The sequence below is a fragment of the Neobacillus rhizosphaerae genome (assembly GCF_937468385.1).
In the GTDB taxonomy this organism is placed as follows: Bacteria; Bacillota; Bacilli; order Bacillales; family Cytobacillaceae; genus Neobacillus; species Neobacillus rhizosphaerae.
Window position 1 is genome coordinate 1 of record NZ_CALBWS010000018.1, and the last position, 15,141, is coordinate 15,141.

Here is a 15,141-nt window from a genome sequence, read left to right on the forward strand (position 1 = left end):
CCGTGTTTCCTTTAGCTAATCAGAATTTATTTCCTAAATTCTGAACGCATAAATTCAACTACGCCTCTGTCTTCGCCTAACGGCTTGCCAGTCGGCGAGTTTACATTTATCTCAGTCAAAGCGCTCCACAAGGAACGCTTCGGCAGCATAAGCATCGCACGAAGAAAAAGCGTTAGCTTTTTCGAGGAGTCCATACGCCGCTAAACGGGCGCTTGCGCCATTTGTTCTTTAAAACACAAAGGACTACTTATTGTCATTATTTTGATTTATCCGCCACTTATTAAATTCAAGGAAATCGCGAAATTGTTCTTTTGAAACACCTGAAGCCATTGCCTCTTTGACCAGATTCATCCAATCGTTATCTAACCGATCTATATCGATTTGATCATGTATCAAATGTTCAACGGGAAGATTTAATACGGCAGCTATTTTTTCAAGAAACTGAATCGAAGGATTTTTTTGCAAGTTTCTTTCAAGTGAACTTAAATAAGATTTTGCAACACCTGCTTGTTCAGCAAGTACGGATAGTGACATTTTCTTTTCTAAGCGAAATTTTTTTACGCGGTCACCTATCATTAACTCTCACACACCTATTAATAGTATTTATACGTTTATTCTATCAAAAAGAATGAAAAACAACCATATTAAGAACGAAAGAATATTACAAAATATTGAACGTTGAAAAATAATGTTTTTTGGAATCTCTAAATAAGATAGTAACTTTGAAAAAATGATGCGATAGAGTTAATATAAAAAGTGTTGCAAAGGGTGACCCAAATAATCAATTTTATGTGTACTATGTTCCAATATAACCAATATTGCTTATATTACATAAAAATAATACAAAAAGGCAGGGAATAACATGATTGTCCTTAAATCACAACGAGAAATTGAAGCCATGAAAAAGGCAGGAGAAATACTGGCAGCCTGTCATAAAGAAATTGCAAAATTAATTAAGCCGGGCATTACCACTTGGGAAATTGACCAATTTGTTGAAAGGTTTTTAAGTGAAAATAAGGCAACTCCAGAGCAAAAGGGCTATAAAGGTTATAAATATGCAACATGTGCAAGTATTAATGACGAAGTGTGCCATGGATTTCCAAGGGAGGAGCCATTAAAGGAAGGCGACATTGTAACGGTGGATATGGTAGTCAAATACAATGGAGCCTTGGCTGATTCCGCTTGGTCTTATGCAGTAGGCAAGGTTGCAGCGGAAACCGATCATTTATTAAAGGTTACAAGGGAAGCGCTTTACAAGGGCATTGAACAAGCAGTTGTGGGCAATCGAATTGGGGATATTGGCCATGCGATTCAGACCTATGTAGAGAGCGAAGGATTATCGGTGGTACGGGACTTTATTGGCCACGGAATTGGTGCGGTGATACACGAGAAACCAGATGTTCCGCATTATGGGCTACCAGGAAAAGGTGCGCGAATTAAAGAGGGGATGGTTTTTACGATTGAACCAATGGTGAATATCGGCCTGTACCAAACAAAAATGGATGATAACGGCTGGACAGCCCGGACAATAGACGGTAAATATTCGGCGCAATATGAGCATACACTTGCCATCACCAAAGATGGTCCTATTATCTTAACTGAACAGAAATAAAAAAAAACCCGTTATTCATTGGAAATAACGGGTTTTCTAGTAGTACTGGAATTATTATCATTGGACTTTTCTTATTATTTTTTTCGCAGGCTTCCAAGCTCTTCTACTAATGCCTGCATTTCATTTGGACTAAAAGAGTTTTTCCTTAGAACCATATCATAAATTTCTTTTAATTCCTCATACATGTCTTCATCAAAGTGTGATGGCTTGATGGCTCCAAGGTTAAGAACCTTTAATTTTTCCTTTATTTGTTCAATCATATATTCGACGTTTTCAATCGATTTCTCAGATAAATTCATTTCGGTCACCCTTTTCGAATTAATAATCTCATCTTTTCATGTTAAAAAGTAGATGTCAATATAAACATCGTTTGAATATTAGTCATTATCTTTGCCTAAAGGAAGGATAAAAGTTTCGGACAAGCTTGCAAAGTGGAATTGATTTAAAGCAAAATAAAGGGTGAGATGATTTTGGTATTAATTTCATTGAAGAGAGATTAATGATAATTATCATAGTGGAAGGAGAATTTAAAATGACGAAGAAAAATCAATTTTGGAGGGGAATGTTAATCGGAGCCATTGCAGGTGGTGCCCTTAGCCTCTTAGATAAACAAACCCGCCAGGTAATGAAGGAAAGCGTTCAAAAGACTTCAAGCAAGGTTTCCTATGTTCTGTGTAATCCTGGCACAATAACCGATAAGGTGAAAGAAACGGCGTCTAAAATAAAAACAGCCGCCCAGCAGGTGACTGAAGATATTTCCTATATTACAAATAAAGTTGACGAGATACGGGAGCTGACACCCCAGGTGACAGAAATCCTAAAAGAAACAAAAGCTAGTTTCTCAATGAGTGAGGAAGAACAACTTTTACAAGAAGTATCGGGAGAAGAGGAAAATAATAATTAGAAGGAGAGCTGGACATGGAAAAGAAAGGGAATGTACGCTCCTCATTGCTCAGATTGCTTTGGCACCGGATCGAGGAAGATGATCTTCCTGGGTTAAGTGCACAGCTGGCCTACTTTTTACTACTTTCCTTGTTTCCACTTTTGATTGTATTATTTACACTTTTACCGTATTTCCCGATTCCACATCAGGACATGCTTGGATTGATCAGCGATTTTGCCCCAGTGGAAGCGATGGACCTAATTGAGAAAAATGTAGACGAGATCATGAATCATCGGAATGGCGGTTTGCTGTCATTTGGGATTATTGGCACAATTTGGTCAGCCTCAAACGGAATAAACGCAATCGTAAGGGCTTTTAATAAAGCTTACAATGTGAAGGAAAGCCGTTCATTTATTGTTTCAAGAGGAGTAGCGATATTACTAACCTTTGGGCTGATATTTGTCTTTATCCTTGCAATTATTTTACCCGTATTTGGGAAGGAAATTGGCCTATTTTTGTTTTCTAAATTAGGCTATACCACTGAATTTATCAAGCTATGGAATACGTTAAGCTGGCTGGTCAGTGCGATAATATTGTTCCTTATATTTACAGGCTTGTATTGGATTGCACCGAATGTAAGATTGCGCTGCCGAAGTGCCTTACCCGGAGCAATCTTTGCAACAATGGGCTGGATTATCTCTTCCATCGGATTATCCTTCTACGTCGAGAATTTCAGTAACTTTTCGCTCACTTACGGAAGTATTGGGACCATCATTGTGTTAATGATTTGGTTATACATAACAGCTTTTATTATTATTATTGGTGGAGAAATCAATGCTTTTTATAGTGAACGGAATCGCTTGAACTGCTAATACTTTCCTTTATGAAAAAGGACAATCTGTCCAAACTATAACTGGGGGATAACTTAACATAAGGGAGGTTTTAATCGTGACGAAACAAACCAAAAAAGATGGCGGTACAAAGCAAAAAGGAAATAAAAGTAATCCGAAACAAAAAACATCAGGGTCAGCAAATGGCTCAAACGGATACCACTAAGAACTAGTCATGAGAAAAGGACCGGGTGATTACTCACCCAGTCCTTTTCTTATGATATGAGAATTTATATAGTCGAAGCGCTCCATAAGGAATGCTTCGGCAGCATTAGCATCGCACGAAGGAAAAGCGTTAGCTTTTCCGAGGAGGCCATACGCCGATAGACGTGCGCCTTGCGCTTTTCTTATGATTTTAACAGCCGGAGACTATTCAGAATCACGAGGATAGTGCTGCCTTCATGGCCAATGACTCCATATGGCAAATCAAGCATCTGAAAGAAATTGGATGCAATCAAGAGCATGATAATCGATATCGAGAAAATGACATTCTGTTTGATAATTTTATTCATTCGTTTTGAAAGTTGAATGGCGTCGGCGATTCGTGGCAAGTCATTCTTCATCAGCACGATATCCGCCGTTTCAAGAGCTACATCCGTTCCTTCTCCCATCGCAATTCCGACATTGGCAATCGCTAGTGCTGGAGCATCGTTAATCCCATCGCCTACCATGGCAACGGTTTTATATTTTGATTTAAGCTGTTTAAGATGTTCTACCTTAGATTCCGGCAGGCATTCAGCGAAAAATTCATCAACATGGCTTTCAGCCGCTATCGCCCGGGCAGTTTTCTCACTATCGCCCGTTAACATAACGGTATGGATGCCTTGTTTCTTTAAATGATCAATCGCCAGCTTCGTTTCCTCGCGAACGACATCCTTTAAGGCAATCATGGCACTAAGATCTCCATTGATTTCAATGAAGACAAGAGTATTACCAAGACTTGCAAGTTCTTTAGCTTTTCCATCTGCAAACGTGTCGACATGTTCCTTTCCGACGAAAGCCGCCTTGCCAATTTTCCATTGTTCTCCGTTAATTTCTGCTTTTACTCCCCAGCCAGGTATATCTTCCAGACTGTCAGGATGGAATAGTTCTTTGTTTAGGTTCAGCTTTGCGTACTTAACAATCGAAATCGCCAGCGGGTGGTTCGAATGGCTTTCTATTGATGCAACTTGCCAAATGAGCTTTTCCCTTTCAAGCCCTTCCTTCACTATTACTTCGGTTACTTCCGGCTTACCCTTCGTAAGCGTACCTGTCTTATCTAAAGCGATGGCTTCAAGATGACCTAAATTTTCAAGATGGACACCGCCTTTTACTAATATCCCATGCCTAGCTCCATTGGAAATCGCGGATAAGGATGCCGGCATAATCGAAGCTACCAAAGCACAAGGGGAAGCGACCACTAATAAAATCATTGCACGGTAAAAGGATTCATGCCAGCTCCAGCCCAGTAGAAAGTAAGGAAGGAAGAACATCGCAATAACGACAAGCAGAACAACCTTGACATAGGTTCCTTCAAAGCGTTCGATAAAAAGTTGCGACGGTGACTTTTCACTTTGTGCGGATTGAACAAGTTGAATAATTTTTCGAAAAAGGGTGTCACTGCTCTCCTTTGTTACTTGAACGGTAATCGAGCCAGTCATATTAACGGTACCAGCAAAAACTTCAGCCTGTTCCCCTTTGGAGACAGGCATGGACTCGCCTGTAATCGCTGCTTCATCAATATTGGTTTGTCCTTTGATAATTATCCCATCAGCTGGAACCCGTTCACCAGGTTTAATCAGAATAGGGTCTCCAACGCAAAGCTCTGAGACTGAAACTCGTTTCTCATTCCCATTACTGATAAGCAGTGCTTCCTCTGGTTGGAGCTCCATTAAAGAGGAAATCTCCTTATGACTTTTATTCATGGTATAGGTTTCTAAGGCTCCACTGACGGCAAAAATGAAGATTAAGATGGCTCCTTCTGTCCAGTAACCAATAATTGCCGATCCAACTGCGGCAAAAATCATCAGCATTTCTACATTTAGTTCTTTATTTTCATAGGTGGCTTCAATGCCTTGTTTTGCTTTCGCAAACCCACCGATTACAAATGCTAACAGGTAAGCAATGATGGAATCAGTTCCAAATCCATATTTATCGAAAATCCAGCCGAGAGCAATCAACACTCCGCTTAACGATGCAGCAATCAGTTCTAAATGTGGTTTGATCTTTTCAATAAGGCCAATATTTTGTACCCCTTTTGTAAGTAATTTTGCGTTTGAACTCATCTTGTATCTCCCCCCCAATAATTTGATTATACAGCAAGAAAAAAGAACGGTCAATTCTAATTGATAAAATATAATTCTAATTGAGAATGATATTCAGATCCATTTTTTGAAATTATACGGATTTTATCTATTTTGGTTGATTTTAAATGATAATAATTATTGTTTATGTTAATAGAGCTGATGCAATTCTTCAATGTGTAATTTTGGTAATGGAAATAAATGAACGTGGAATTGATAAAAATAATCAACCTCACTGCCCCTAAAAAAACACGAAAGCTGCCACCCTAATGATGACAGCAGACTTTCTTCGGAAAAATTTTCAATTTTCTTTATCTTACCATGTATTTTATGTGTAAGATATGAATTTGCTCCAGATTAATGTCGTTAAGAATTTTGCTGATCAAGAATTAGATACGTCTTTTTTCCAAATGCAAAGATGATGAATGATATCGCTAGGAGCATCGTACTAATAATGTAGAAGAAGCTAACGCTTTGCAAAAATTTAATAAATAAGCCACCGATAATCGGTCCACTTAAGCTGCCGAGGCTAAAAAAGATGCCGCATAACAAATTTCCTGTCGGCAATAAGTCCTTCGGAACTAAATCGGTCATATAGCTGATGCCAAGCGAAAAGGTAGAACCAACAACCATTCCGGAGATTAAGAAAGCGATAAAAAGACCGATAAAGGAGTGTTCAAGAAAACTAGCCGCTGTAAAACTAAAAAAGCCCAAGAACAGCACAGTCATTAAAATATTCCGTCGCCCGTAATGATCACTTAACATCCCAAGAGGGAGTTGAGTAATAATACTGCCAATCGCAAAAGCAGATAATACGAGCGAAACACTTGAAACATCCATATTCATTCTTAAGGCATAAATGGGAAAACTACCGTTTAAGGATGATTCTAAAAAGCCATACGAGAAGGGGGGCAAGAAGGCGACCCATCCAAATTTCAAAGCTCTTCTGAACTGCTTAATCGTCGCCAGAAAAGAATTAATAGTTACTTCTTGTTCCGGAAGTTCATTTTTTAAAGAAAAGACAAAGACCCAGCCGGCCAAACATAGGATGGAAGAGACGATGAAGGGCAGGGATTCATTCACATTTACTAATGGCGTCATTAATGGTCCTGTGGCAAAACCAATCCCAAAAAACAAACCATATAAGGAGATATTCCGTCCTCTCTTTTCAGCAGGTGAAAAGGAAGTTATCCAGGTCTGTGTCGCGAAATGTAAGGAATGGTCACCGATGCCAATCAGCAGTCTTAGAGCAAACCAAAACCAAAATGTTTTCCATAATGGAAATAATGCTAGTGAAACGAATACAAGCGCACCACCGAAAATGATAACAGGTTTATAACCGTATTTTCTTAACGGCCTTTCCATAAATGGGGAAACAAGTAGAATGCCAATATAGAGGGAGATGGCATTTAGGCCATTTAATGATGGAGAAACACCGCCTTTTTCAAAAATAACAGCGATAAGCGGTAAGAGCATCCCTTGAGAAAAGCCAGAAATGGCGACAATACTTACCAGTATCCAGAAACGAAAATAATTTTTATTCATGAAAATTTCCTCAATTCTATTTTCTATCTATTAAAATGTTTCCTAAATGATGGTAACGAGAATATTCTGTTTTTGCAAGAAAAAAAGTTGCCTAGATGATCCTAAGTTTTTAGGTAAATATAGTGGCAAATGGAAACAACATAGATAGGAGAAAAAATAAGGGGTTAAAAAATAACTTTTGGAGGGAACGTGGTGACAAACAAAATTTTTATGGCGCTGACTTTCATTGGGGTTCCGCTTTCAGTCATTGGGACAGTAATGCATTGGCCAAGTATTATTTTATTTGTTCTTTACTGTTTAACGATTATAGCTTTATCTAGCTTCATGGGCAGAGCAACCGAAAGTCTTGCGATTGTGGCGGGACCGCGAATTGGAGGATTACTAAATGCAACCTTTGGAAATGCGGTAGAGCTGATTATTTCGGTTTTTGCTTTAAAAGCAGGACTTGTAGGGGTTGTCCTAGCTTCACTAACAGGTTCTGTGCTGGGAAACCTGCTGCTGGTTGCTGGGCTTTCTTTCTTTATTGGCGGACTAAAATTCAAACGGCAAGAATTTAATGTGTTCGATGCCCGGCATAATTCTGGTTTGCTCATTTTTGCGGTGATGATTGCCTTTGTCATTCCAGAAGTATTTTCGATGAATATGAATGAAACGAAAACTATTACATTAAGTATCGGGATATCCGTTATTCTCATATTTCTTTATCTTGCTGCCTTATTTTTTAAACTTGTTACCCATCGCGGGGTTTATCAGCCTAGCGGAGAGACAGAAGGACATGAGGAGGAAGAACCGGAATGGGGGAAAAGGAAGGCCATCGCCGTGCTTTTCATCGCAACGATTGCTGTTGCCTACATTTCAGAGCATCTGGTACATACATTTGAGTATGTGGCAGAATCCTTCGGCTGGACGGAGTTATTTATCGGTGTCATTATTGTGGCTATCGTTGGTAATGCTGCAGAACACGCTTCCGCCGTTTTAATGGCCTATAAAAATAAAATGGATGTAGCTGTGGAGATTGCAGTTGGCTCCACCCTACAAGTAGCCATGTTTGTGTTACCAGTACTTGTACTCATTTCCCTTTTCTTTGATCAAACGATGCCGCTTCTATTTAGCTGGCAGGAATTAATCGCCATGATATCATCGGTACTGCTCATGGTGGTCATTTCCAACGACGGTGAAACCAATTGGTTTGAAGGCCTAACCCTGCTTGCGGCATATATAATCATGGGAATTGGCTTCTTCCTACTGTAAGAAACGTTGCCATATCCTTTTCGGTGTCAGGCACCAATCTATGCAAAAATAAAGACTCTGAGCCAAACGGCTTAGAGTCTCTTCTTATCCTTTTTCAATCTTTACAATGTACGGTTAAATCGCCAAACCTGTGCTATAATGAAACAACACATTTTAATAGGGGAAAAAATCAATCGCTTCTCTATAGGACCATCCATCACCAACCTTTATGTTTAGTAAGAAACAACGGAAACACGAGTGTTGAATGTCATATTATACGAGAATTCCAACCTCCTTAATGAATTTCAATAAATGGTTAGCCGATTGATTACAGCCCTCCTTTTTGAAAGGTTAATAATATTATATATGGTAATTAGAATTTTGTAAATGTTCAGATTATTACATTTTCATTACTTTTTGCCACTTTTTGAGGAGCGAAATATGAAATTTTTTATTCGGTTATTATTTTTTACTATCGGTTTATTCGTTATGACTTTTGGAGTATGTCTAACCATTAAAGCTAACCTCGGGGCAGGGGCGTGGGATGCTTTAAATGTCGCCCTTACTGAAAAAGTTGGGCTGTCCATTGGAAAATGGGTGATGATTGATGGGGTAGTCCTTGTCATCGTTAATGCCCTTTTAATAAAAAGAAGACCTGACTTCCTTACACTCTTAACGATTATTGTTATTGGTTCAATGATTGATTTTTGGCTGAATTCCGTTTTTGAAACATGGCAAGCAGAACAGTTTATTGTAAAACTAGTTACTCTATTGCTTGGCATCTTGATTGTCGGATTCGGAGCAGCTGCCTATTTACAAGCCAAATTCCCTCCAGGTCCAATCGATAATTATATGTTAGCGATAAAAGAGCGTTTTGGCGTCAACCTCATGATGGCAAAGACGATTGGGGAAATTACTGCCTTAATCCCGGCCTTCTTTTTAAAAGGTCCTATATGGCTTGGAACTATCATTATCACTTTTACAATTGGCCCAGTTATTCAACTGTTTTTTCCTTTTTTTGAAAAATTATTGAAGCGGTTTCAGGCGAAATATTAAGGGTTAATGGATAATATTTATCAACTCCGAAAAAACTATTAGCAGACTTATTAATGCTATTAGTGAAAGGAGCTCAACTCAGTGAAAAAAATTGTTCCAGTCCTTATGACAATGCTATTAATGCTCACTTTTATTCCGTCAGCTTTTGCTGAAAAAGCGTCGGTGAAAAAAAGCCCAGTAAAATATCAGGTTCCAGCCTCTGTTCGGAACATTTCGAAAGAGAATACCTATCCGAATTCGACACAGGACCAGCCATTATTGCAGCCAAGCGACTTAACGAAAAAGTTAATCAATTCTTCGAAGGTTAAAATTGAAAACCCGGATTTAATTCGCATGCTGAATGAGACAAGCATTAACAGCTCTCCGTTTGCTCTTGGCTACCGAGCAATTGTTTATTTAGGACAATGGCCGTTGAATTACGAATCTGCTGAGACTTCTCTAAATTGGGAGTTTCAAAAAATTAATACGAATTACTTTGATAATCGGGGCGGAAAGGTACCATATCAGATTAAGTATGTTCAGGAGTCGCAAAAAATTATCAGAGGCGGTCTGACTGCCAAAATCCCTAATTTGGAAGATGTCAAAAAGATGATGCTGCAAAAATCGATGGAAAAAACCAAGCTTCCGCTCGCGTTTGAAACGATTATCGGGGCAGGGACGAAAAATGATCATATTTATAATATTCCATCGAACCGGCTCGGCTACTTATATGCTTATGCACCTGGTGTGAATGAAAAGGGGAAAGTGTACTACGGTGAAGTTTATTTAATGCTAAAAGGAAATAAAAAGTTAATCGTAATCAAGAACGTTACTTCACAAGGAATCGGAGCTTGGATTCCTGTTCAGGATTTTGTTTCTTTTGGCTTTTTAGCTTCTGAGCGGCCGCGATGATTTTTTGAATGAAAAGGCGGAACTAGGGCTAGTGCCCTGAGCTTTTCTTATAACATTGAGACTCCTCATGGCAGGAGTCTTGTTATTTTTTTTATTGGGGAAAATAATATTTGTCAAAGACTAATTATTTCGGTACGATGAAAACGATAGTGAAAGGAGAGAATGCTATTGGGCAGCCCGATTCAAGATAAAAATTCGCAGGTGAATTTTTTAAAACAGCGCTTAAATATGTTCATCGATGTACTCGATGCCATTGATCCTGAGGAAACGGAACTTGAAGATATTGACCGCTTAATTTCCATGCTGGATGATATGGAATCCAAATGTAGAGAATTTAATAATCGTGAAGTCAGTGAGTCTGTTTAATTTACAGGCTCTTTTTTTATTTTCAGGAAATCTAGCTGCGCTTGTGGAGGAATTACCTGATTCTGACATGTAATCGGTTTCAAGCTTACCCTTTAATTCTAGTGGTTATAGGAGTATAATGTAACCGTGCAAAAAGTTGTAAAATTGAAATAGATTACTTAGGGGAACAAAGGGAAAGGGGTACTCGAATTGAATATCGCGAAATTTCAAGAAAGCATGTACAAGCTTGTAGTTGAAACTTCTACCAAACTTCCAAAGGACGTCCGCCGGGCGGTTTTGGTGGCTAAGGAAAAAGAAAATGCCGGCACTAGCGCAGCAATGAGTCTTGCTACCATCACAAATAATATCAAAATGGCGGATGATCAAGTGTCACCGATTTGTCAGGACACAGGCCTGCCAACCTTTAAAATTAAAACGCCAGTTGGTGTCAACCAATTAGAATTAAAAGAGGCGATTCGAAATGCAATTGTTCTTGCCACGAAAGAAGGAAAATTGCGGCCAAACTCTGTCGACTCGTTAACAGGTGAAAATAGCGGTGATAACCTTGGGGTAGGTTTACCAGTTATTAAATTTGAGCAGTGGGAAAAAGATTACATTGATGTTCGCTTGATTTTAAAAGGCGGCGGCTGCGAAAATAAAAACATTCAATATAGCCTGCCATGTGAGTTAGATGGACTAGGACGTGCTGGCCGTGACCTTGATGGTATCCGCAAATGCGTCATGCACTCTGTTTACCAAGCCCAAGGTCAAGGTTGCAGTGCTGGATTTATTGGTGTCGGTATAGGGGGTGACCGTTCATCCGGTTATGATTTAGCAAAAGAACAATTATTCCGTTCAGTTGAAGATGTGAATCCAAACGCAGATCTTCGCAAGCTAGAAGAATACGTGTTGGAAAATGCTAATAAATTAGGAATTGGAACAATGGGCTTCGGCGGAGAAGCAACATTGCTAGGATGCAAAGTCGGTGTCATGAACCGAATCCCAGCGAGCTTCTTTGTTTCTGTTGCCTACAATTGTTGGGCATTCCGCCGCTTAGGTGTAAGTGTGGACGCTGTAACAGGCGAGATTAATGAGTGGGCGTATCAAGATGGTGAATTCATTGATTTTGCGCAAACGGAGGCTGAAAAAGAAACAGCCGCTTCAATGTCGGAAGGCGTTATTTCTTTAGAAGCGCCCATTACAGAAGAAAAGATTCGTGCGCTGAAAGTCGGAGACGTGGTGCAAATAAATGGCATGATGTACACAGGCCGTGACGCGATTCATAAATATTTGAGCGATCATGATGCGCCTGTGGATTTAAATGGTCAGGTAATCTATCACTGTGGTCCAGTTATGTTAAAGGACGAAGCAGGTGAGTGGCACGTAAAGGCGGCTGGTCCAACGACAAGTATTCGTGAGGAACCATACCAAGGCGATATCATGAAGAAGTTCGGTATCCGCGCTGTTATCGGTAAAGGCGGTATGGGGCCGAAGACATTAGGGGCTCTAAAGGAGCATGGCGGCGTGTACCTGAATGCGATTGGCGGTGCGGCCCAATATTACGCTGATTGCATTAAATCAGTGGAAGGCGTTGATCTGATGCAATTTGGTATTCCAGAAGCAATGTGGCATCTTCGCGTCGAGGGATTTACAGCTGTTGTCACGATGGACTCGCACGGAAACAGCCTACATGCGGATGTGGACAAATCTTCTTTGGAGAAATTAGCGCAATTTAAGGAAGCGGTTTTTAAATAAATTAAGGTAGGGTAGGCGCTGTAGCTAGGCGTCTATCTTTTTTCTATTTTAAGGGCTGAAATGGAGGAATTATTTATCATTATAGAAAATTTGTCGATACCCAATACCTAATTATTCTTTTTATCAAAAAAAGGTTGAGTCTACCACCACCCACAAACATTTCCTTTATCCACCAATTATGTTTTCCCTTTTAAAAACAAACACTATAAAAAACAAAAATAGGGGGAACATGGATGAGAAAGTTATTATGCAGCCTTAGCGTGCTGCTCTTACTAGTACCGAATATTACATACGCATCCGTATCCAATCAACCAATTCACTGGGGATTTAAAAAGGCGGTTAACGAGATTCCGCCAGAAGCTGGGACGCAGTACGATCAACTTCTCGAAAAATACGGTGCTTTTTATAAAGGTGACCCTAATTCAAAGACATTATATCTTACATTTGATAATGGCTATGAACAGGGATATACTCCTAAAGTTCTTGATGTATTAAAAAAGGAAAAGGTACCTGCGGCGTTTTTTGTGACGGGGCATTATTTGGATTCCAAGCCTGATCTTGTCAAGAGGATGGTCGACGAAGGACATATCATTGGAAACCATTCCTGGCACCACCCCGATATGACCACCATTAGTGAGGAGAAAATTCGTAAGGAACTTGAAAGTGTTCGCGTCAGGACGAAAAAACTAACGGGTCAAAAAGAAATGAAGTATTTACGCCCGCCACGAGGTATTTTTAGTGAAAGAACGATGCAGATTGCAAAGGATGCAGGCTATACCCATGTATTCTGGTCACTCGCGTTTGTCGATTGGAATGTAAATCAACAAAAAGGCTGGCAATATTCCTACGACAACATTATGAGGCAGATTCACCCGGGCTGCGTGCTCCTGTTACACACCGTATCGAAAGACAACGCCGATGCCCTTGAAAAAGTTATTCAAGAGTTGAAAAAGAAAGGCTATAAATTCAAAAGCCTTGATGATTTTCCTAAGAAAAGATAATACAAACCCAAAGCCGAATTTCGAATGGAATTCGGCTTTTATCTTGTGAAAAACAGCACCGTTATTGTATTAATCAAAAAATCGATTCATTTCCATTCATTTGATAGATAGATTGAATTTATTTAAGAATACCATTTACTTATAATGAATAAGGAATCAATATTTGTATTGTAGTTAATGGTGCAAATCAGAAACAATGATGCTTTAACGAAATGCAGAAACAAAAAGCCACTAAAACATACATCTCATATTGGCTAGCGAAAATTTTTAGGGGGAAGACGAAATGGTATTACAAAGAAAAGCATTATTATTTCTTTTGTTAGGTAGTTTTTTATTACTGTCTGCCTGTTCCAATAGTAATGCAACAGGCAAAAGTAAAGAGACAGATAAAAAAGAAACAACAGATGTATTCCAAACTATTAAGACAGACGACCTGAAGGCAAATCTCGGAAAAGAAGACTGGGTCATTGTTGATACAAGATCAAATGACGCCTTTAACGGCTGGGCATTAGATGGTGTTAAAAGAGGCGGTCATATTAAAGGTGCCGTTGATTTTTCCGCTGACTGGCTAAAGGTAAAGGTTGATAAAAAAGATAAAAAGCTAAAAGAAGCATTGAAAAGTAAAGGAATTTCAACCGATAAAAAAGTTGTCCTTTATGATGCAAATGGGAAAGATGCACAAACTGTTGCTGAATATCTAAAAAATAATGGTTTCAAAAATATTTATAAATTTGATGTGAAAGAATGGGCAGCAAATCAAGATTTGGCATTGGAATCCTATCCGAATTACGAAATGCTTGCCTCTTCTACATGGGTCAATGACTTAATTAACAATAAAAATAATGGAAATCCATATAAAATTTTTGAAGTAAGCTGGGGCGATGAAGCAAAGGATTATAAAAAGGGCCATATTCCTGGAGCAGTCCATATTAATACAGATGAAGTAGAGGAAGGTCCTGTATGGAATCGTCTGAAGGACAAAAAGCTTGAGAAGTTTGCCTTGAAAAATGGGATCACAACCGACACAACTGTTGTTTTATATGGCAGTGATTCCATGCCGGCATTTCGCGTAGCAGTAATCTTGAAATATATGGGTGTTTCCGATGTAAGAGTGTTAAACGGAGGATTTGCTTCTTGGAAGAATGCCAGTTATCAAGTCGAAAAAAAGGTAAATTCAAAGAAATCGGTTGCGTCATTTGGAGCTGTAGTTCCAGCTAATCCGGACTATATCATTGATTTGCCGGAAGCCAAAACAATTCTGGCTGATAAAAATACTGGTACACTTGTTGATATTAGAAGTTGGGATGAATTTATAGGGAAAATATCGGGTTATGATTATATTGAGGCAAAAGGACGTCCTGCCGGAGCTGTTTGGGGACATGCAGGATCGGATTCCAGTCATCTTGAAGATTTTCGAAGCATAGATAATACCATGCGCAACGGCTCGGAAATTTTGAGCATGTGGGAAAAAGACGGGATAAATCCTGATAAAAAACTTGCTTTTTACTGCGGAACTGGTTGGAGAGCAGCTGAAGTATTATTTTATGCTGATGTTTTAGGCTTGAAGAATATTACCCTGTACGATGGTGGTTGGAATGAATGGAGCATGGATCCTTCCAATCCTGTTGAGAAAGGCAAGTCAAATAAGTAA

The 15,141-nt window shown here is 39.2% G+C and carries 14 protein-coding genes; 10 read left to right on the plus strand and 4 right to left on the minus strand.

Annotated elements, in window-relative coordinates; all coding sequences use genetic code 11:
- Positions 1 to 243: 243 nt before the first annotated feature.
- Positions 244 to 576 carry a helix-turn-helix domain-containing protein gene (locus M5A78_RS13895; RefSeq protein ID WP_248735875.1) on the minus strand — a complete coding sequence of 111 codons (333 nt, stop codon included), beginning with the start codon at positions 574 to 576 and terminating at the stop codon, positions 244 to 246.
- A gap of 286 nt (positions 577 to 862) precedes the next feature.
- Between M5A78_RS13895 and map the strand changes: the two genes are divergently transcribed.
- Entirely contained in the window at positions 863 to 1,612 is a 750-nt protein-coding gene (gene map, locus M5A78_RS13900) for a type I methionyl aminopeptidase (RefSeq protein ID WP_248735876.1), read from the plus strand.
- Between the two features lie 74 nt (positions 1,613 to 1,686).
- On the opposite strand, the gene M5A78_RS13905 is transcribed toward map, so the two are convergent.
- A complete protein-coding gene (locus M5A78_RS13905) occupies positions 1,687 to 1,911 on the minus strand; it encodes a DUF1128 domain-containing protein (RefSeq protein ID WP_248735877.1) in 225 nt (74 codons plus the stop codon).
- Between the two features lie 233 nt (positions 1,912 to 2,144).
- Here M5A78_RS13905 and M5A78_RS13910 point away from each other — a divergent pair, with 233 nt between their 5' ends.
- Together M5A78_RS13910 and M5A78_RS13915 are read left to right on the plus strand one after the other, a co-directional pair.
- Positions 2,145 to 2,516, plus strand: coding sequence for a YtxH domain-containing protein (locus M5A78_RS13910; RefSeq protein ID WP_248735878.1), 372 nt, complete (start codon positions 2,145 to 2,147; stop codon positions 2,514 to 2,516).
- Between the two features lie 14 nt (positions 2,517 to 2,530).
- Positions 2,531 to 3,367 carry a YihY/virulence factor BrkB family protein gene (locus M5A78_RS13915; RefSeq protein WP_248735879.1) on the plus strand — a complete coding sequence of 279 codons (837 nt, stop codon included), beginning with the start codon at positions 2,531 to 2,533 and terminating at the stop codon, positions 3,365 to 3,367.
- Between the two features lie 365 nt (positions 3,368 to 3,732).
- Here the strand turns inward: M5A78_RS13915 and M5A78_RS13920 are convergent, their stop codons facing one another.
- A complete protein-coding gene (locus tag M5A78_RS13920) occupies positions 3,733 to 5,649 on the minus strand; it encodes a heavy metal translocating P-type ATPase (RefSeq protein ID WP_248735880.1) in 1,917 nt (638 codons plus the stop codon).
- A gap of 384 nt (positions 5,650 to 6,033) precedes the next feature.
- On the minus strand, positions 6,034 to 7,212 hold the full coding sequence (locus M5A78_RS13925) for an MFS transporter (RefSeq protein ID WP_248735881.1): 1,179 nt from the start codon (positions 7,210 to 7,212) through the stop codon (positions 6,034 to 6,036).
- Between the two features lie 192 nt (positions 7,213 to 7,404).
- On the opposite strand from M5A78_RS13925, the gene cax reads away from it, so the two are divergent.
- The 7 genes from cax to M5A78_RS13960 all read left to right on the plus strand — a co-directional run bounded on the left by cax (position 7,405) and on the right by M5A78_RS13960 (position 15,141).
- On the plus strand, positions 7,405 to 8,463 hold the full coding sequence (cax, locus tag M5A78_RS13930; protein WP_248735882.1) for a calcium/proton exchanger: 1,059 nt from the start codon (positions 7,405 to 7,407) through the stop codon (positions 8,461 to 8,463).
- A 420-nt stretch (positions 8,464 to 8,883) separates the two neighbouring features.
- Entirely contained in the window at positions 8,884 to 9,498 is a 615-nt protein-coding gene (locus tag M5A78_RS13935; protein WP_248735883.1) for a YczE/YyaS/YitT family protein, read from the plus strand.
- 120 nt (positions 9,499 to 9,618) lie between these two features.
- On the plus strand, positions 9,619 to 10,389 hold the full coding sequence (locus M5A78_RS13940) for a YfkD famly protein (RefSeq protein ID WP_406603704.1): 771 nt from the start codon (positions 9,619 to 9,621) through the stop codon (positions 10,387 to 10,389).
- A 168-nt stretch (positions 10,390 to 10,557) separates the two neighbouring features.
- On the plus strand, positions 10,558 to 10,755 hold the full coding sequence (locus tag M5A78_RS13945) for an SE1561 family protein (RefSeq protein WP_248735885.1): 198 nt from the start codon (positions 10,558 to 10,560) through the stop codon (positions 10,753 to 10,755).
- A gap of 189 nt (positions 10,756 to 10,944) precedes the next feature.
- The gene (locus tag M5A78_RS13950; RefSeq protein WP_319942294.1) at positions 10,945 to 12,489 is read left to right on the plus strand and encodes a fumarate hydratase; all 1,545 of its coding nucleotides are present in this window, start codon (positions 10,945 to 10,947) and stop codon (positions 12,487 to 12,489) included.
- A 233-nt stretch (positions 12,490 to 12,722) separates the two neighbouring features.
- Positions 12,723 to 13,490 carry a delta-lactam-biosynthetic de-N-acetylase gene (gene pdaA / locus M5A78_RS13955; RefSeq protein WP_248735886.1) on the plus strand — a complete coding sequence of 256 codons (768 nt, stop codon included), beginning with the start codon at positions 12,723 to 12,725 and terminating at the stop codon, positions 13,488 to 13,490.
- 283 nt (positions 13,491 to 13,773) lie between these two features.
- Positions 13,774 to 15,141, plus strand: coding sequence for a sulfurtransferase (locus M5A78_RS13960; protein WP_248735887.1), 1,368 nt, complete (start codon positions 13,774 to 13,776; stop codon positions 15,139 to 15,141).